The 15,889-nt window shown below is 68.7% G+C and carries 20 protein-coding genes, 1 tRNA gene and 1 pseudogene; 4 read left to right on the forward strand and 18 right to left on the reverse strand.

Annotated features, from left to right (window positions below):
• Positions 1 to 35: 35 nt before the first annotated feature.
• Positions 36 to 107 (forward strand) — tRNA-Arg (locus ACFYZL_RS21165).
• Between the two features lie 145 nt (positions 108 to 252).
• Entirely contained in the window at positions 253 to 765 is a 513-nt protein-coding gene (locus tag ACFYZL_RS21170; protein WP_388680789.1) for a hypothetical protein, read from the forward strand.
• On the opposite strand, the gene ACFYZL_RS21175 is transcribed toward ACFYZL_RS21170, so the two are convergent.
• The 17 genes and pseudogenes from ACFYZL_RS21175 to ACFYZL_RS21255 all read right to left on the reverse strand — a co-directional run bounded on the left by ACFYZL_RS21175 (position 762) and on the right by ACFYZL_RS21255 (position 13,228).
• A complete protein-coding gene (locus ACFYZL_RS21175) occupies positions 762 to 2,225 on the reverse strand; it encodes a tyrosine-type recombinase/integrase (protein WP_388680791.1) in 1,464 nt (487 codons plus the stop codon). The genes ACFYZL_RS21170 and ACFYZL_RS21175 overlap by 4 nt on opposite strands.
• The gene (locus tag ACFYZL_RS21180; protein ID WP_128637127.1) at positions 2,222 to 2,413 is read right to left on the reverse strand and encodes an AlpA family transcriptional regulator; all 192 of its coding nucleotides are present in this window, start codon (positions 2,411 to 2,413) and stop codon (positions 2,222 to 2,224) included. Before ACFYZL_RS21180 ends, ACFYZL_RS21175 begins: the two co-directional genes overlap by 4 nt.
• A gap of 301 nt (positions 2,414 to 2,714) precedes the next feature.
• A complete protein-coding gene (locus ACFYZL_RS21185) occupies positions 2,715 to 4,265 on the reverse strand; it encodes a YfjI family protein (protein ID WP_388680795.1) in 1,551 nt (516 codons plus the stop codon).
• Positions 4,262 to 5,191, reverse strand: a complete 930-nt coding sequence (locus ACFYZL_RS21190; protein ID WP_388680798.1) for a bifunctional DNA primase/polymerase — start codon at positions 5,189 to 5,191, stop codon at positions 4,262 to 4,264. The genes ACFYZL_RS21185 and ACFYZL_RS21190 overlap by 4 nt, the downstream gene beginning before the upstream one ends.
• Before the next feature lie 86 nt (positions 5,192 to 5,277).
• On the reverse strand, positions 5,278 to 5,436 hold the full coding sequence (locus tag ACFYZL_RS21195) for a hypothetical protein (RefSeq protein WP_388680888.1): 159 nt from the start codon (positions 5,434 to 5,436) through the stop codon (positions 5,278 to 5,280).
• Positions 5,437 to 5,970: 534 nt separating this feature from the next.
• Positions 5,971 to 6,477, reverse strand: a pseudogene (locus ACFYZL_RS21200) (DNA cytosine methyltransferase); the annotation flags it as partial.
• Between the two features lie 2 nt (positions 6,478 to 6,479).
• A complete protein-coding gene (locus ACFYZL_RS21205) occupies positions 6,480 to 6,770 on the reverse strand; it encodes a hypothetical protein (RefSeq protein ID WP_388680801.1) in 291 nt (96 codons plus the stop codon).
• A gap of 13 nt (positions 6,771 to 6,783) precedes the next feature.
• On the reverse strand, positions 6,784 to 7,143 hold the full coding sequence (locus ACFYZL_RS21210) for a hypothetical protein (RefSeq protein ID WP_388680804.1): 360 nt from the start codon (positions 7,141 to 7,143) through the stop codon (positions 6,784 to 6,786).
• The gene (locus tag ACFYZL_RS21215; RefSeq protein ID WP_388680807.1) at positions 7,143 to 7,367 is read right to left on the reverse strand and encodes a hypothetical protein; all 225 of its coding nucleotides are present in this window, start codon (positions 7,365 to 7,367) and stop codon (positions 7,143 to 7,145) included. Before ACFYZL_RS21215 ends, ACFYZL_RS21210 begins: the two co-directional genes overlap by 1 nt.
• On the reverse strand, positions 7,364 to 7,969 hold the full coding sequence (locus tag ACFYZL_RS21220; protein WP_388680810.1) for a hypothetical protein: 606 nt from the start codon (positions 7,967 to 7,969) through the stop codon (positions 7,364 to 7,366). The genes ACFYZL_RS21215 and ACFYZL_RS21220 overlap by 4 nt, the downstream gene beginning before the upstream one ends.
• On the reverse strand, positions 7,966 to 8,166 hold the full coding sequence (locus tag ACFYZL_RS21225) for a hypothetical protein (protein ID WP_007266562.1): 201 nt from the start codon (positions 8,164 to 8,166) through the stop codon (positions 7,966 to 7,968). Before ACFYZL_RS21225 ends, ACFYZL_RS21220 begins: the two co-directional genes overlap by 4 nt.
• A 5-nt stretch (positions 8,167 to 8,171) precedes the next feature.
• Entirely contained in the window at positions 8,172 to 8,453 is a 282-nt protein-coding gene (locus tag ACFYZL_RS21230; protein ID WP_388680813.1) for a hypothetical protein, read from the reverse strand.
• A gap of 140 nt (positions 8,454 to 8,593) precedes the next feature.
• Positions 8,594 to 10,771 (reverse strand): cell division protein FtsK, encoded by a 2,178-nt coding sequence (locus tag ACFYZL_RS21235; RefSeq protein ID WP_388680816.1) that lies wholly within the window; start codon positions 10,769 to 10,771, stop codon positions 8,594 to 8,596.
• 54 nt (positions 10,772 to 10,825) lie between these two features.
• The gene (locus ACFYZL_RS21240) at positions 10,826 to 11,170 is read right to left on the reverse strand and encodes an RRQRL motif-containing zinc-binding protein (RefSeq protein ID WP_388680819.1); all 345 of its coding nucleotides are present in this window, start codon (positions 11,168 to 11,170) and stop codon (positions 10,826 to 10,828) included.
• Complete coding sequence (locus tag ACFYZL_RS21245; protein WP_388680822.1) at positions 11,170 to 12,267, reverse strand: conjugal transfer protein; 1,098 nt, start codon at positions 12,265 to 12,267, stop codon at positions 11,170 to 11,172. Before ACFYZL_RS21245 ends, ACFYZL_RS21240 begins: the two co-directional genes overlap by 1 nt.
• Positions 12,267 to 12,911 (reverse strand): GGDEF domain-containing protein, encoded by a 645-nt coding sequence (locus ACFYZL_RS21250; RefSeq protein ID WP_388680825.1) that lies wholly within the window; start codon positions 12,909 to 12,911, stop codon positions 12,267 to 12,269. The genes ACFYZL_RS21245 and ACFYZL_RS21250 overlap by 1 nt, the downstream gene beginning before the upstream one ends.
• Positions 12,908 to 13,228, reverse strand: a complete 321-nt coding sequence (locus ACFYZL_RS21255; protein WP_388680828.1) for a hypothetical protein — start codon at positions 13,226 to 13,228, stop codon at positions 12,908 to 12,910. The genes ACFYZL_RS21250 and ACFYZL_RS21255 overlap by 4 nt, the downstream gene beginning before the upstream one ends.
• Positions 13,229 to 14,083: 855 nt before the next feature.
• Here ACFYZL_RS21255 and ACFYZL_RS21260 point away from each other — a divergent pair.
• Together ACFYZL_RS21260 and ACFYZL_RS21265 are read left to right on the forward strand one after the other, a co-directional pair.
• Positions 14,084 to 14,854, forward strand: a complete 771-nt coding sequence (locus tag ACFYZL_RS21260) for a helix-turn-helix domain-containing protein (RefSeq protein WP_388680831.1) — start codon at positions 14,084 to 14,086, stop codon at positions 14,852 to 14,854.
• A complete protein-coding gene (locus ACFYZL_RS21265; protein ID WP_388680834.1) occupies positions 14,851 to 15,324 on the forward strand; it encodes an NUDIX hydrolase in 474 nt (157 codons plus the stop codon). Before ACFYZL_RS21260 ends, ACFYZL_RS21265 begins: the two co-directional genes overlap by 4 nt.
• Here ACFYZL_RS21265 and ACFYZL_RS21270 read toward each other — a convergent pair.
• A complete protein-coding gene (locus ACFYZL_RS21270) occupies positions 15,312 to 15,881 on the reverse strand; it encodes an HD domain-containing protein (protein ID WP_388680837.1) in 570 nt (189 codons plus the stop codon). The two genes, ACFYZL_RS21265 and ACFYZL_RS21270, sit on opposite strands and share 13 nt — an antisense overlap.
• Between the last annotated feature and the right edge of the window lie 8 nt (positions 15,882 to 15,889).

Genomic DNA, 15,889 nt, shown 5'->3' on the forward strand with positions numbered 1-15,889 from the left:
AGTGTTCAACCCGTCGCAGCAACACCGGCGACAGCGCCCCCGTAGCTCAGGGGATAGAGCAACGGCCTCCGGAGCCGTGTGCGCAGGTTCGAATCCTGCCGGGGGCACTTCTGCTGGACCAGTGCGATCACGCCGCTGACCTGCGCGAGTGCCAAGCATGAAGACCTGGACCCAGTCCCACTGAGTCCAGGTCTTTGTCGTTGTTACGCACTGATCGCGATAGACCTGCGATAGAGCCCTACTGTGTCCGCCATGACCACACAACCGGACATGCTCCAGATAGCGCTCCAGGGCTTCCACACTGCCCGAGTCCGTTACTACAAGCAGTTGGACGGTGGACACCCCGAGGAGCAGCTGATCGTCCCAACCATCGAAGTGATCTACTGGGCGTGTGTACTCGACGAGCAGCTTGAGAAGCGTGATCCGACGTACACGCAGTCAATGGACTACGGGCGCGAGGTCATGCAAGGCGCCCGCTTCTCGCGAAACCGCGCCACCCACGAGCTCCTCATGCTGATCAAGCGAACAGCGGGCCTCCAAGTCCCGGTCAGGGTGCCCCTACGCCTTGAGGAGATCGTCTGGCTGTCAGTGGACCCTCCCCAGGGCGAGGAACGCACTCAGCGCTGGTACTACGTCCGGCATCTCGCCGATAAGCCGGTCCGCCACACCATTGACACCATTGCTGCCTGGTTCGCTGAGGTTCAGAATCGACCGCACTCCCCTCTACGTGCCGGCCTCCAGCCTTCTGAAGCGTCAGCGCCCTAACCAAGGTCACTGGCAGGCCATCCGAGCTCCTGCTCGATCTTTGCGTTCATCGCTGCCTCTTGGCCGTAGATGCACCCCTCGTACACGCGGTGAATGACCTCAGGTGAGTTGCCAACCCTGCGGGCGACCTCGGCCACGGGTACCCCAGCGTTCAGCCAAGTGGTGATGCAGGTGTGCCGGAGGTCGTATGGCCGTCCGCCAAGGATGGATGCCTGGAGGTCCGGCGGGAGCGCATACTCCCGGGCGTCCTTCCAGACCCTCCAGTACGTGCTGCTGCCGACGAGACCGAGTCGCTCGTTCGTGAAGAGCCGGCCGTCCTTGGCTGTACCGAACTCCTTGAGGTGAGATCGCAGCATGGCAACAAGCGGCGGCGGGATCGGGACCGGCCGGTCGTCTTTGGCCTCCCTGGATTTCAGTCCGCGCTTGTCGTGACGCTCCCCGCTGTCCGTCCACTGCTTGCCCGACACTGGATGCGTGTCCCGGAGGGTGAGAGTCCCCCACCCCTTCTCGGGGAGGTTGCAGTCCGACTTCCTCAGCCCCACAGCCTCGCTCGGGCGGAGCGCCGCGAAGTACATCACCGCATAGAACGCCACCAGACGGCGCCCCTTCTTACGGTCCCACGTCCCGACGTACGAAACCGCGGCGAGCAACTGGGCGGCTTGGGTCTTGTTTACGAGAACGCGCGGGTCAACTCGGTCCGATGCGGAGATCTTCACCCTCTTGAGCGCGGCAAGGGGGTTCTCGGTCAGGAGCTTCCGCTCGATCGCGTATTCCACGGCGGTGTTCAAGGCACGGCGCCGACGGCGGGAAGTCTCCCCTGCCGCAGGCGTCCCGTCCAGCTTGAACGAAAGCCGGTACTGCACGTCTCGCAGAATCTTGGGATCTTCCAACGCGGAAACAAGCAGCGCCTTCTTCGAAAGCCACTGATGGGCATCTTCGAGTTCGGCCGGCGGCTCCAACTCGGCGTTCGCCGGGACAACGGCCCAGCGAAGAGCAAGGCGCAGCTCCTCCACCTCGGGCATTCGCTTGTCCTGCTCCACCATGGCCAGGGTCACCGCCGCGAGACCATCCGCGATGCCTTCGCGTGTCTTGGCAGCAGCCGTGGGCCAGCGCATGGCCATGTACTCACGGCAGAACGTGAACCAGGACAGTTCCTCGCGAGCATCCGCGGGCTCGGCGGCCTGCGCGGCGGCGCGGACTTCCGACTCAGGAAGGCCGTCCTTGATGCGGAAGGCCTCGCCGCGCTTCATGGCCAACCACAGTTCGGACCGTCGGCTTGCAGCAAGCGCCACGGTCGCGAACGTCTTACTGCTGACCTTGCCCCCGACAATCCAGCGGAGTTGGTAGGGGCGGGTCTTGCTCTGCGCCTTGGTCACATTCCACAGCCGGATGTCGAGGGAAAACCCTTCCGGGCCCGAGCCATTGATCTGCTCGGACCCGGGATCAGCGCCGTTCGTCACGCGGTTTCCTCCCGCATCTCCAGCCAGCGGGTCAGCTCCGAGCGCCGGATGCGCACGGACCCGTTCGGGAGCTTGATGGACTTGGGACCTTTCTTGCACTGCCGCCAGCGGTAGAACGTGGCTCGCGGAACACCGATTTCTTCGACCACCTGCGGAATGGTCAGCATTTCGTCGCGGGGCTTGGCCACGGCGAGGCTCCTTCAGGGAAGCAAGAGGATGGGTTGGGGAGCAGAAACCCCCGGACCGCTGACAGAACTGACAGAACCTGGGCGAGAACGCGCTGACCTGCGAGTTCCGGGCTAGGAGTGGCTCTGACAAAACTCGCGGAAACTCTGACAGAACCTCCGGCGGCGGGTTCTGCCACGGTCGACGGGTGGGTTCTGTCAGAGTTTCCGGAGGTTTTGTCACGACGGCCGGAGGGCCTGTTTGTGCAGGTCAGCGCGCTAGGTCGGAGGTTCTGTCAGTTGTGTCGGTCTGACCGGGGTTCTGTCAGGCGTCGCGGCGCACGAGGCGGGGGTGTGCGTCGTACTTCGGGGAGGGCGGCCGGCCGCCGCGTCCGGTACGCGGGGGCGGGGGCTGCTGGCGGATCCAGCCGTGTTCCTCCAACAGGCTCAGGGCTGGGTCGAGGTCGGCCATGGTGGGAAAGTCCCCGCGGGAGAGCTGGCGGAACAGGTCCCGTTTGGTGAAGCCGGTCAACCGAGCATCCCCGAGGTGCGCGAGAACTTGGCGGGCAGCGTCCTGTGCGGGGGCAGCGCCCATGGCGTCGAACACGTGCTGGGCGTGGGCGGTGAAATAGTCGCCGAGGAGGGTGGCGTCGGCCAGGGTCGCGGCCTCGATGCGGCGGGTCCATCCGCTGTCGGGGTGGGTGGCCAGGTGGAGCAGCCCTGCAATACGGGCTACGGCCCCGTCCCGCTTGCTGGCCCACTTCACGATGTCCGCGAGTGAGCCGCCCTTCCCGATCCGGGATTCGGTGACCTTCTGGTAGGCGAGCATGACTGCGTCGGCTTCGGTCGTGAGGGTGAGCACGGCCGGGTCGGTCCATTCATGCAAGGCCATGGCCAGCCCGCCGAGCTGGCGCCTGTATGTCTCGGCCACGTCGTCCGGGATGAGTTGCGGGGTGAGGTTGCGCCGGCCGACGAGGGATTCGGGCTGTGCGTACAGGAACCGGGCCAGGAGTCCCCGGCCGTCGGCGCCTTTGATCTGGCCAATGGACTCAAGGACTTCAGGCTGTACCGCCAGGCCCATGGTTACGGCAGGGTGTTCGATGTGCTGGGACTCGCGGCCCTGACGGTTGACCCGCACCATGTCCCCAGCGTGGCCCTTGAGGAAGATCTCCATGTTCGGGGTGCCTGAGTAGAGGCCCGCGATGATGCCGAAGATGCCGCCCTCGGGTGAGAGCACAGACATGCGGCCGTCCTGCTCGGCGAGGAGGGTGGCCAAGCTCTCCTGGGTGACGTCGTCCGCAACGAGTTGAGGCTTGCAGGGGACCTTGATCTCCTCGGCGGCCTGGGCCAGGGCAATGGCTTCGGCAGTGAGCTGGTCTCGCATTCCGGCCTCGGCGTTCGCGGCCTTGGCCGCGGCCTTGTCGGCGGCGGCCTTCGCGAGGCGTGCGGTGGTCTCGGCCTCGGCGCGTGCGGGGCCGGAGAGTTCCACCAGGGTCTTCTCCACGGCCATGAGCGGCTCGGTCATCAGGGCGAACACGGCGCTCTTACGGTTACCGGGATCCAGGGCGACGGCGGTGTAGAGGTTGACCGGCTCACGCCAGCGTCCGCGCACGCAGACGGTGGCCCGTCCGCCAGCGGCGGTGGCGATGACGGCGAGGGCCAGGCATCCGGCCAGATCTTCGGGTGTCTGGGTCTCCTCGGCGACGGCCGCGACCATGGCGGCCAGCCACGGCGGGAGCGTGTTCACGGGGAAGGCCGGCAGATCACGGCGGGCTGTGAGTGGGACCGGCTCGTCCCATGCCGGTCCGGTCACGTCCTCGGCGGTGAGGGCGTCGAATCCGGCCCACAGGTCGGCGTCGGCGGGAGGGGTGCTCATGCCGCATCACCGGCCACGTTGTGGGTGCTGCGGCGGATGCCGTCGCGGATGCTGGCATCGATGCGCGTGGGGGCCAGGCCCTTGGCCAGGGCGGCACCAGTAAGGGCGTCGGTGACCTCCTGCTCCGTCAGTGTTCCGGCGGCGATCAGCCTGCCGAGGGCGTAGGCCGCGTTGTACAGGGTGGTGTTCTGCGTCCCGGTGACGGCGGCCAACACCTTGGCCACCTCCCCGTTGACCGCAGCGGTCGCGTACCGGTCCGCTTTCCCGATCCTGGACCGGAGAACAGACACGGGGACCGGGGCAGGTACGGGAGGCGGGGTGAGAAGGTCACTAAGCCACGTGGGGAGGGAGGCCGGAGGCGCGTCGTGAATGATCTCGTACGACCCGGTGCCGACGGTGCTGCCGGCCGCGACCACGTACCCGCCCCAGGCGCGCGTGTCGACCTTCCACCCCAGGCGCCCTGCACTCCCACGTAGCCGCTTTTCGGCGGGGGCGGTGAAGTACAGGTGCTGTCCGCCACGGCGGGTGCGCACCGTGAACGTCTCGGTCGGCAACCGCTCGCCGGCCCGCTCGCAGATCATGGCGAACACGTCCAGGCCATCGGTCGCCCCCGCCCAGTCCGCGGGCGCGGGTCCGTCGTCGTCCTTGGGGATGTCGAGGTCTACGACCAAGAGTCCGGCGGGGCCGGTGGCGATGCCGACGTTGTAGGGGGACGTCTGCCAGCACGCGGTGATCTGCTCGGGGTCGAGGGTGGCGCGCTGTTCGGGGGTGCGGTGGCCGTCGGTGCAGCGGCCGGTGCGAGGGCAGTTGCGTTCGGGGTGTCCGGCGGGCCGCTTGTCTCCGGGGCGGAGCGGGAAGACGGGCCAGCCGCGCTCAGCGGCGGCCAGGGCGGCGCGCAGCAGCGCCGGGGTGGGGGTTGGTGTCATGCTGGGGGTTCTCCTGTTTCTGCGAAGGGACGGAGAAGCCGGGGCGGTCGCGGTCTTGTGGTGAGAGGCGACCGCCCCGGGCATGTCTAGGCGGCGGCCGTAGTCGACTCGGCCGCTCTGGAGTGGAGCAGGGCGCGCAGGGCATGGGCTGCCTGTTGCGGGACCACGCCGTTGCCGAGTGCCTTGAGCTGGGCGGTGCGGGAGAGTCCGGGTACGTCAGTGACGTGGCCTGCGGGCAACCCCATGAGCCATTCCACGAATGCGGGACTCAGCCGTCCCACAGGGTCAGTTGGCCCGGGAGCTGCTCGCCCGATAACGGACTCCCAGCGGGTGATGGCGGAGCCGTACTCGCCCCAATGCGGTGCGCCGCCGAGGGGAGCGTCAGATCCCCCTTCGAGCCCCGCTGGTTCGGACCGCCCTTCTCCCCGTCTGACGCTCGTGGCGTCGGCAGGAGCCGGGTGGCATCGGTCAGCGTCATGCCGTACCCCTCGCCGTAGGGCGTCCCGTCCGGCCGGAAGTTCGCCGTGTCCTTCGCGTCGGCCACCACTGGCGTCGGCAGCAGGGACACGACGTGCCGCAGGTTCATCCCGCCCTGCGCCGCGTGCCCGGCCCCGGTCGCCTCCGACGTCGAGGGGGTGGGCAGCAGTGAGGCGACGGCCGGGAGGCCGTCCGGGAAGCCTCGGCCCTTCGCGTCCCTCGCCCGCGGGGTCGGCAGGCCAGGCGCAGAGGAAGAGGCGATTGCGCTGGTGGGCGGCGCCAACGTCGGACGCGCGTACAGTGCCCCAGCACGCATCGAACCCGAGGGAGGCAAGGTCGGCGAGGACGGTGTCGAATCCGAGGGAAAGGTGCCCTGCGACGTTCTCAAAGACCGCGAGTCGGGGTCGTAGAACGCCAAGGGCGGTAGCGATGTGGGGCCAGATGTGCCGGGCATCTTCGGTTCCCTTCCGCTTGCCGGCGGTGCTGAACGGCTGGCACGGGTAGCCGCCGAGGACGACATCGACCGGCGGCGCCTCCGTCCAGTCGGTGGTGGTGATGTCGCCGAGGTTGGGCACGTGCGGGTGGTGGTGGGCGAGGATGCGACTGGCGCCGGGGTCGTTGTCCGCGACCCACGCGAGGTGGCCGCCGATCACGTGCTGTACGGCCATGTCCAGGCCGCCGTAGCCGGTGCACAGCGACCCGAGCCGCAGTGCGGTGGGAGGGCTCATCCGCGGTTCTCCTGCTTTTGCGAAGGGACGGAGAACCGGGGCGGTCGCGGTCTTGTGGTGAGAGGCGACCGCCCCGGGCATAGCTAGAGGTCGGTGAGTGCGGCGGTGGGGATCTCGTAGACGTCGATGACGTCGTTCACGCCGTGCCAGCGACCGGGGGTGTGGTGGATGTAGACCACGTGGAGCGGGATGCCGTCGCGGCCGGTGAAGGCATACACGTTGACCGCGTCCACGTTCTTGGGGCTCTTGCGGGCGCTGCGGATGTGAGACAGGGCCGCGATCACGCTGATGCGCTCAGGCCGGTAGCTGAGGCCATCGACCTGCGTGTACATCGTGGGGTGCTGCGTGGTGCTCAGAGCGGGGCTGGTGCCCATGACGGTGGTCTCCTCAGTGGTGGCGGATCCAGAGGGCGTATTCCTGGCGGACGTAGCCGCGGGGCTCGCGGACGCTGTCCGGGTGGTCGGGGGTGTAGGGGCCGTCGGCGTAGCCGGACGGGCCGAGGCCAGCGGCGTGGTCGATCTCCATGAGGCGCCGGGCAGCTTCGACGGCGAGGGTGGCGGCATCGCCGCCTGCGGGGTCGTCGTCGGTGACCGCGATGCGATCCAGGAGTGCGGCCTTGCGGAGCCAGAACTCACGGCCCTGGATGCCGTGCAGGCAGTCCTGGGCACTTCGAAAGGTCCACCCGATTTCGCTGATGACGCTCGGCGCGGTGGCGTACGCCGCCTCGGGTGCGGGCCAGTGGCGCATCACGCGTTGTCCTCGGGCGTCCAGGCCGCGTCCTGCCAGGCCTTCCACTCAACGCGGTTCACGCCGAGGCGGTGCGGGGCAAAGGCCGTTGCGGCGGCGAGGGCGAGGGTGGCGTGGACCTGCGCGGCGGTGAGGTAGTACCGCTCCAGGTCCGAGCCGCTGGCGTTGTTGAAGGACTCCTGGAGGTATTCCTCAGCCTGGAGGTAGTGCTCGGGCCCGGTCATCGGGTCTTCCCTTCGGTGGTGGAGAGCTGCGGCAGTCCTGCGTCCGTGATGGCCTGCGGGTTGAAGCCGGGCAGCGTGGCGCGCGTGATGAGGGCGTTGGCGAGCTGTTCGGCGTAGGCCGCGCCGGAGCGGGCCACCTCGATCTGGGCTCCGGCGCGCAGCGCTTGGACGCGTTCGACGTGTGCGTGGTCCTCGCGGCGGCCGAGGGTCTGCCGCTCGTGAGCGACGGTTTCGCGGCGGTCGGTGCGCCAGTAGCGGGCGGCGAGTCCGTAGGCGACGGCGGTGGCCAGCGCCCACAGCAGCACGGGGAGGGAGAGTCCGTCGGTGTATCCGGCGACTCCGGCCAGGGCCAGTCCGCCGGATGCGGCGAACGCGGTTCCGGCGATCACGCTGTCACCGGACCGGCCGCCCGAGGCGAACGCGCCGGCCGTCGCGGCTCCGGTGGCGAGGACGACCATGAGCGCGGCGTTTCCGACTGAGTGTTCGGCGCCGTTGGCGTTCCAGATCCGGCCCAGGATGAGCACGGTCGTGGTGGCCAGGGCAGGGGCTGCCTTGGGGGCGAGGTCGATGGCCCAGTGCCGGTAGGTGATGGGGTCGTTCATCCCTGGCTCCCCAGGTCCGAGACGGCCTTGATGATCGCGGTGGTGAGTTCGTTGATGGGGCCGGAGGCGCCGGTGGAGGCGAGGAAGAAGCCGAACATCATGGCGATGAACGCGGAGCCGTAGCCGAGGGTCTTGGAGCGGAGGAGGAAGAACAGGACCAGCCCGAACAGGGCGACGAGCGAGAGGGTGATGGCCATGGGGGTTATCCCTTCGGGGCGAACGTCTTGCGCGGGGCGGGGTTGGCGTCGCGGTAGGCGCGCAGCCAGAGGTTGTAGAGGTGGCGGCCTGTGCGGATGCGCTTGCCGTGGCCGTCGCAGCGGCGGCAGTGCTTGCCGCGCTTGAGGCGGCCCTTGCGGTCGGTCTTCATCGCGTAGCCGAAGCCACGGCACTTGCGGCAGGTGCCGAACGGCGATCCCGCACACAGACCGACGTAACCGAGAGTGATGACGAGTAGGCAGGCGCTAGCAAGGAGGGTGAGGGCCATGGGGTGCCTTTCGGGCGGGGTTTCCGGTGTTTTCGCAGGTCGGCTGCTAGGTGCGAGATCGCTGATGGGGGCCGCTTTGGGGTGCTAGCGGGGGTGCTAGACCTAGCAGCGCCGGCCGCTAGGTCTAGCAGCGGTGCGAGTCAGCTTCCGGACCGCTTGCCGTCACGTTGGGTGATGGTGGTGGTGATGTCGGCGCGGGCGATGCCGCGTCGGGTGGTGCCCTTGCCGGCGGTGGTGGAGCCCCAGACGTCCTGGGCGGTGATGCCGTGCGGCTTGAGGTTGGTGGTGACCGTCTCGGCCTTCCAGCCGCTGTAGACCTCGGGGCGCAGGGCGGCGAGGCGGGCGGCGACCTTCTCGTTCCAGACCTTCTCCTCATCGGCCGGCACCACGCGCAGGATGTCGGCGAGCAGGTCGAAGGAGGCTTCGCCGCTTTCGGGTTCCTGGCCGATGGCGTGGCCGGTGACGTTGCCGTACTCCTCGCGCATCCGGCGGGCTCGCACGACGACTTGTTCGGCGCCGAGCGCGTCCACGAATGCGGAGGCGACGATGCGGGGGTCGTCTCCTTCACCGGCCATCCAGCAGATGCCGCGGTCGGTGCGGGAGAACATCGTGGCCCGGTATCCGGCCTTGTACATCGAGGTGCCCAGCACCATGTCGTTGGCGGGCTGGCCCATGACCTTCAGGCAGAACCGCAGCACCGCGTTCGCACTGATGCCGGTGGGCAGTGACTTCGCGTCCGGGCGCTGGGTGCCGAACAGGGTCACCATGCCGAGGGCCGGGCCGCGCTTGCCGAGGTCGGTGCAGATCTCCTCGATCTCGGCGCCGTACTTGTCGTGCTCGAAAGGGACCTGACACTCATCGAACGCAGCGACGATCGGGTGCAGCCCCAGGGACTTGTCGTTGGCCAGGTCCGGGGTCACCTTCGACTCCGGGCAACGTGAGCGGGGCAGGGACTTGATGACTTTGGCCCTGCGCCGCAGTTCCTGACGCAGCTCTCGCAGGGATTCGAGGACGTAGAGGATGTCCTCGTCTTCGTCCCCGGCCCGGTAGCGGTGGCAGACCGGTTCCAGCGCGCCGAAGTCACCGGTGCCCTTGAAGTCGAACGCGTAGAGCTGGGCGCGGGGGTCCAGTGCGGCGATGAGCAGGAACAGGCGCATCAGGAACGTCTTGCCCATGCGGGGGATGGAGCCGACGACCACGGAGGCGAACATCAGGGTCACGGCGACGTCACCCATGCGCTGGTCGTTGCCGAAGACGACCGGCTTGAACAGGTCCACGCTGCCCGACTTCAGCAGCGGCCAGGCGGGCTTCTTGGTCTCGTTCATGGGCTTGTCGCCCACCCAGAGGATCAGTCGGCCCTCGTGCTCCGTGGGGTCGGCCGAGGGCCAGACGGAGCCGACCTTGCGGCGCAGGCCGGAGGCGAGCGGCTTGCGGGCCTCCATGATGTCTTCCGGGGTGACGCCCCAGGGAAGGTCAAGGTCGGCGCGGTAGCCGGGCCCGTCCCGGGTGATCTCCGAGGTGAACCGCAGGCCGTTCATGTCGCCGCCCTTCTTGATGGCGGCCGACAGCTTGGCGTTTCCGATGTTGTCCAGCGCCCGGAGCACGAGCGTGCCCGTGAGCTTCTGGAGTTCGGTCTTGAGGACGGCGGGCCCGATCACCGGCTGGTCCTGGGGTGCCCCCCAGAAACCGGCGGTGAGGACAGCCGCCGACGCGAGCACGGCGAGCCAGCCGGGGGCCATGACGTACATGGTCAGCGCGAAGCCGGTCCCGAAAATCAGCGCCACGGTGGTGACCAGCGTCCGCAGGCGTACCCGGCTGTCCCGCTGCCGGGAGAGCTTCAGGTACTCGGCGGTGTTCTCCTTGTAGACCTCGTACGCCCTCAGGGGGGCCGCCTCGGCGTCCCACACCCACCGGTTCGTGTCACGGACCAGGCGGGCCATGCCGCGCGGGGCATGCAGGCCGAGCTGGAGCGCGTACCAGGGGGTGCGGATGCCGTGGAAGGCCGTGGCGTAGAACGCGTTGCTCGCGGCGCGCTGGGTGGTGGACACGAACCCCGGCTTCGACTTCAGCCAGCTCGGGATGATCGGCAGGCGCTTGTACGTGGTGACGCCCGGGGACGGCAGGTCGGGCGAGTCGACCGGCCGCGGCCGGGGCGAGTCGTCCTCGTCGTCGCCCGGGTCGGCCGGCGGAGCTGCCGGGGCGGGAATGGGGTTGGCGGGGCGCTTGGTGGTGATGTCGAAGACCTCGGCGCCGGTGCGCTCGGGCTCTTCGCTCTGGCCGGTGGCGTGGACATCAGACACGGTGGTCTGCTCCCTCATGTCGACTGGGGTGGAAGGGCCCGAAAAGCGAGGTGTTCGGGCCCGCCGTGCTGGTCAGGCGGCGCGCTGGTCTTCGGGGTAGGCGCAGGGCACGCACATGCCGAGCGAGGTCGGGATGACGTAGCCCGCGTCCGTGCGGCACTCGGGGCAGGTCCGGCGGGCGGTGTTCGCCTTCGCGAGGGCTGCGGCCTTGCCCGGGGTCATCGGCCGGACCGGCTTGGCCAGGTCGACGCGGTACAGGTAGGCGGTGAGCGGCCCCCGTCGTCGGCGGCGGCGTTCCAGCTGGGCCACGACGTCCTGTCCGCCGGGGCGCAGGCCGGCCGCGCGGAGCTGACGGCGGGTGGCAAGCCCGTCCGGGGCGAGCCGCCAGGAGTAGACGGGTATGCCTTGTCCGGCCATCACGCGGCCGTCGCTTCAGCCGCGGTGGCGCGCTCGGCCTTGAGTGTGTCGCGGAGCAGACGCCCGTTGGCGGAGGAGGTACGGACGGCCTTGCGGATGGCCTCGGCGGTCAGCTCGCCATCGGTCCAGTTGGCCGTGACCGACCGGGCCTCATTCAGCAGCTCATCCGAATCGCGCGTCGGTCGGGGAGTGCGGGCCGACTTCGGTACCCGACCGGTAGCCCGACGCGGAGCCGACTCCACAGCGGCGACTGACTTCACCGGAGCCGTCTGGGGAAGCTCGACCGACTCGACTACCGCAACCGCCTCGGGCAGGGCCACCGGCTCGATGACGGGGATCGGGTCGGCCGACCCAAGCGCAGGAACGTCGGCTGTCACGGTCGGCGCCTCGGGGGTCGACTCGTGCAGGTCAGACCCCAACCGATTTGCGGTGATCTCTAGCGTTTCATCCTGGTTTGCGGGGGCGGTGAACATGGCTGCCAGGGCGGCGTCCGCGCCGGTGGTGAGCCGGTCGCGCTGGACGTCCAAGAGTCGGGCGCCCAGCGACGCGTCGCCCAAGCCGACCTTGCGGGCCAGTCGCCACGACGTCTGGTCGGACCACTTCCGAACCAGCGCCCACGGGTGGTTCGCGGCACGAGCGCGGTGGTAGGCCAGGGACCGCACCACAGCGGCCGCCTTGGCCTCTGCCTCGGCGTCGCGGCCGTCCTGGTGGACCACGATCCGCCGGGCGAGGAACGCCATGCCCTCGGCCGCGACGCACATGCCCATCGGGGTCACGGCGTAGATGACGGTGCGGCCCGGGTCATCGGCGGCCATCGCCGCCATGACCGAGGCGGCAGCGGGCAGGGCCCACAAGCCCACCCGGATGATGCGGGGTGAGGACTGGCCGAGCATCGTCAGCCCGAGCAGCACCAGTGCCAGCACTGCGGTCGCACCCTCACCGGCCGCGACCGCGCCGAGCGCTGTGCCCTTGCCGTAGGCGCGGCTGATGTTGCTGTAGGTGCCCACGCCACCGGCGACGCCGGTGGCGAGCATGGGCAGGAACGCGGCCGTCAGTACGACCCTCTGCACCACGGTCAGTGACGTGCGGGTCTTCATCACGCCGCCTCCCCACGGGTTCCGGGGCGGCCGTCGCGGCGGCCGTTGACCGTGCTCATGGCGGGGACGGTCAGCCGGTGCGCGATGCGCCAGCCTCCGCCGTGCTGCTTGGCCTTGTACATCTGCTCATCCGCGCGCCGCAGCAGTAGCGACAGGTCGCCGGATCCGGTGCGGTGGTAGGCAGCACCGATGGACGCGTGGACCTCGATCGGGCGGCCGTCGAACGGCACCGGCTGGCCGAGTCGGCCGGTCAGCATGAACAGGTCCACGCGCAGCTTGTCGATGCCGTAGCCGGGGATGACAGCGGCGAACTCGTCGCCGCCCAGCCGTCCGGCAATCCCGGCGTGTTCCTCGGCCCACTGGCCCAGGCGCTGCCCGGTTTCGCGGATGACCGCGTCTCCGGCCGCGTGGCCGAGGGTGTCGTTGATCTCCTTGAACCGGTTGAGGTCCAAGACGAGCACCGCGCGCTGGCACTTCTGGGCCAGGCTCTTGCGGGCCCGGCCCTCGAAGGCGTCCCGTGTCCACAGCCCGGACAGCGGGTCGCGGCGGGCAGCATCGATCCGGCGCCGCATCCACAGGCTGTGCACCGACCAGCCGGAGACGAGCGGAAGTGCTGCGGACAGGGCCGTCACGGTGTGACTCATGCCGCCTCCCCCGTACGGGTGGAACGGCCGGCGTCACGGGCCGCGGCCCGCAGGAACGGCACCGTGCGGGTGAGCGCGTCGGCGTAGAGCGCGTCCCACGCGGCGATCTCGTCACCGCCCTCGCCCAGTGCAGCCAGCTCGGCGATGACCTCTCGGGCCACCGCCTCACGGGCCGCCCGCTCCTGGGCGGTCTCGGGGGTGAGCGGGCCGCGGAACAGGTCTCGGTCGAGCCCGAGGGGCAGTTCATCGAAGCCGAGCGCCAGTTCCTCGAACTCGGCGGGGTTCACGATCTCGTGGTTACCGATGTACGAACGCATGTGGATCTCTCCTGATGGGCGAAGGGATCCGGGGCGCCTCGGTCCGTGGTGAGAGGCAGCGCCCCGGGGTGAAGCCCGGAACTTCACGGCTCCCCGCACCCCGCCCGTACATGACGGGCGGGGGAGGCAACCGGCCGCAGCGCTGCAAGCACTGCGGAAGGGAGAGCGAGCCGTGCGAGCAACGCCGGGCGGTGAAGCCCGCAGATGGCTCGCACGGCATGTGCGCAGTGACGCGAGGGGCGCGGCTGGCCGTACCGGTCCAGCACGGCCGGCGCCCGTGGATGTCGGTGGATCACAGGAGCCTCCAAAGCGGAGGGACATGGCTTCACCGGTGCGCCGTTGCCACGGTGCTCCGGTCCCGAGCCTGGGAGTCGGGTGCGTCATCGTCACTGCTCTGACGCCAGCAGGGCGGCGCGTACCGGGTGGCACCCCCCTTCGAAGCGGGGTGTTCTCCAGAGCCAGCACGCAAGAGAAGGTGTTGCCGCCGACGACTACCCGCCGCCACGGGGACGGGGATCACGCCCCGTCTCGTTTCGCTCGAACCCATCGACCACCCATGAGCAGGTGGCTGGGTCGGCACGCTGTTGAGTTGTTAAAGAACGGACGCTGCCTTCGTACTCACCCCCTCGGGCTTTCCTCCGGGCATGAGGAACATGTATTACGTGTTCCTCATCTTGCAGAGAGGGATTCGCTCCGTCAAGCCCTTCGGCTGTTTGGGTTCTGCGAGTCCCTCGCGCTCGATCTGCTTACAGATTGGCCTCAGCGCCGCAGACGCTCGACCCCGCACATGTACGACTTGTGGACGACTTCGCTACGGTGAAGTCGCACCAAGTCGTCCCAGGGGGAGAGCACGGCGTGGCCAACGAACGACTCCGAGGCGCGATCATCGAAAGCGGCCTGACGCTCGATCAAGTGGGGGCGCGCCTGGGCGTATCGGCGAAGACCATCGAGCGCTGGATCGGCGATCCAAAGCGCAAGCCCTACCGCCGTTTTCAGTACGCCACAGCCTCGCTCCTCCAGTGCGAGGTGTCCTATCTCTGGCCGGAGGAACGGACATCCGCCGAGGTGACAGAGGCAGGAAACGCAGAGCTGATCAAGCTGTACCCGCATCGATCAGTTGTGCCGAACCGCCTGTGGCCGCAGCTCTACTCAAAGGCGAAGCAGCACTTCGACGTGCTCGTCTACTCGGGCTTCTGGCTCACGGAGGACCCCGCGTTCCACCAGGTGGTCAAGGAGAAGTCAGCGGCTGGCGTCTCTATCCGCTTCATGCTCGGCGACCCTGAAAGCCCCGCCGTAGCGGTTCGCGGCGCTGATGAGGGGATCGGTTCCGCCATGGCCAGCAAGATTCGGAACGCCCTCGTCAACTACGCCCCCCTGTTCGGGCTCCCCGGGGTTGAGTTCAGAGTCCATGCCACCACCCTCTACAACTCGATCTACCGGGCTGATGACGAGATGCTGGCCAACGGCCACCTGTACGGGGTCGGCGCGTACATGGCCCCAGTCCTGCACCTCCAGCGTGTCCCGGGAGGGGAGCTGTTCGACGCATACGCTGAGAGCATCGAACGGGTCTGGGAAACAGCCAGGCCCATCGCATCGCCCGCCGACTGCGGAGGTCCGCACGCATGAGCCGAATCGACTACTTCCGCGACCCCAACGCGCCAGCGGCCAACTCCGTCGTCCCTTCAGTGACGGCGGTTGTCCGTGACAATGCCGGGCGGCTGCTCGTCATCCACAAGACCGACAACGACCTGTGGGCGCTCCCTGGGGGCGGCCACGACATCGGCGAGAGCATTGGTGACACGGTCGTCCGGGAGGTGGAGGAGGAAACGGGGATCACGGTCGAGATCGACGGCATCGTGGGGCTCTACACCGACCCTCAGCACGTGCTCGCGTACGACGACGGAGAGGTACGGCAGCAGTTCTCAATCTGCTTCCGCGCCCACCCGACCGGCGGTTCACTGCGCACAAGCGGCGAGTCGAAAGAGGTCCGCTGGATGGACCCAGCGGACCTCGACGGCCTGGACATTCACCCGTCCATGCGGCTGCGCATCCAGCACGGCCTGGACGACTCGCGGCACGAGCCCTACATCGGGTGATCTCCAGCGGCAACCTTGGCCATGCGGGTCTCAACCCGCTCCGCGGCTGCGTGGATCTCAGGCGCCGCCCGCTGGATGAACCGGCCGACGATGGTATCGGGCCCATACCTCTGCACGATCTCGTCCAGCCGTTGCGCCGGCGTGGTGTGGAGCCCGTCCGGCGTCGTCGTCATGTCGCAGAAGAGAAGCGCGTCCACGAGTTCGGGTCGCTCCAACTCGAATTCGCTCTCCAGCTCCTGCCTGAGCCCTCGCTCCTCGGCCTCCAGGAGGGCGCAGGAGTGGTGCGCCACGAGCCGGATAACCCGATCGTCCGCGCCTTCCTGGTCGCGGAGGAACCGGGCCCCGTCCAGCGGGTGAAAGCCGGTGGTGGCAAGGCTCGGCGAGTAGCCGATGTCGTGGAGCACCGCAGCCGCTTCCAGCAGCTCCGCGTCAGCGTTGAGGATCGGGCCCAGGGAACGGGCACGCTCGGCAACCCCGAGCGAGTGCACCCAGCGGCGCGGCAGCGGATCGGACAGCAGCGATTCGGAGAGCGAGTACGCCCACGTGGTCAGTCCCATGGCGGCCA

Origin of the sequence: Streptomyces sp. NPDC001717, from assembly GCF_042892775.1 — a bacterium.
GTDB lineage: Bacteria > Actinomycetota > Actinomycetes > Streptomycetales > Streptomycetaceae > Streptomyces.

Excerpts from the sequence above, each read along its gene's own strand:
- ACFYZL_RS21245 (WP_388680822.1), bottom strand. The coding sequence starts at position 12,267 with ATGAAGACCCGCACGTCACTGACCGTGGTGCAGAGGGTCGTACTGACG.
- ACFYZL_RS21190 (WP_388680798.1), bottom strand. The coding sequence starts at position 5,191 with ATGACACCAACCCCCACCCCGGCGCTGCTGCGCGCCGCCCTGGCCGCC.
- ACFYZL_RS21210 (WP_388680804.1), bottom strand. The coding sequence starts at position 7,143 with ATGCGCCACTGGCCCGCACCCGAGGCGGCGTACGCCACCGCGCCGAGC.
- ACFYZL_RS21170 (WP_388680789.1), top strand. The coding sequence starts at position 253 with ATGACCACACAACCGGACATGCTCCAGATAGCGCTCCAGGGCTTCCAC.
- ACFYZL_RS21255 (WP_388680828.1), bottom strand. The coding sequence starts at position 13,228 with ATGCGTTCGTACATCGGTAACCACGAGATCGTGAACCCCGCCGAGTTC.
- ACFYZL_RS21235 (WP_388680816.1), bottom strand. The coding sequence starts at position 10,771 with ATGAGGGAGCAGACCACCGTGTCTGATGTCCACGCCACCGGCCAGAGC.
- ACFYZL_RS21225 (WP_007266562.1), bottom strand. The coding sequence starts at position 8,166 with ATGGCCATCACCCTCTCGCTCGTCGCCCTGTTCGGGCTGGTCCTGTTC.
- ACFYZL_RS21220 (WP_388680810.1), bottom strand. The coding sequence starts at position 7,969 with ATGAACGACCCCATCACCTACCGGCACTGGGCCATCGACCTCGCCCCC.
- ACFYZL_RS21185 (WP_388680795.1), bottom strand. The coding sequence starts at position 4,265 with ATGAGCACCCCTCCCGCCGACGCCGACCTGTGGGCCGGATTCGACGCC.
- ACFYZL_RS21205 (WP_388680801.1), bottom strand. The coding sequence starts at position 6,770 with ATGGGCACCAGCCCCGCTCTGAGCACCACGCAGCACCCCACGATGTAC.
- ACFYZL_RS21250 (WP_388680825.1), bottom strand. The coding sequence starts at position 12,911 with ATGAGTCACACCGTGACGGCCCTGTCCGCAGCACTTCCGCTCGTCTCC.
- ACFYZL_RS21195 (WP_388680888.1), bottom strand. The coding sequence starts at position 5,436 with ATGGGGTTGCCCGCAGGCCACGTCACTGACGTACCCGGACTCTCCCGC.
- ACFYZL_RS21265 (WP_388680834.1), top strand. The coding sequence starts at position 14,851 with ATGAGCCGAATCGACTACTTCCGCGACCCCAACGCGCCAGCGGCCAAC.
- ACFYZL_RS21270 (WP_388680837.1), bottom strand. The coding sequence starts at position 15,881 with ATGGGACTGACCACGTGGGCGTACTCGCTCTCCGAATCGCTGCTGTCC.
- ACFYZL_RS21240 (WP_388680819.1), bottom strand. The coding sequence starts at position 11,170 with ATGGCCGGACAAGGCATACCCGTCTACTCCTGGCGGCTCGCCCCGGAC.
- ACFYZL_RS21215 (WP_388680807.1), bottom strand. The coding sequence starts at position 7,367 with ATGACCGGGCCCGAGCACTACCTCCAGGCTGAGGAATACCTCCAGGAG.
- ACFYZL_RS21230 (WP_388680813.1), bottom strand. The coding sequence starts at position 8,453 with ATGGCCCTCACCCTCCTTGCTAGCGCCTGCCTACTCGTCATCACTCTC.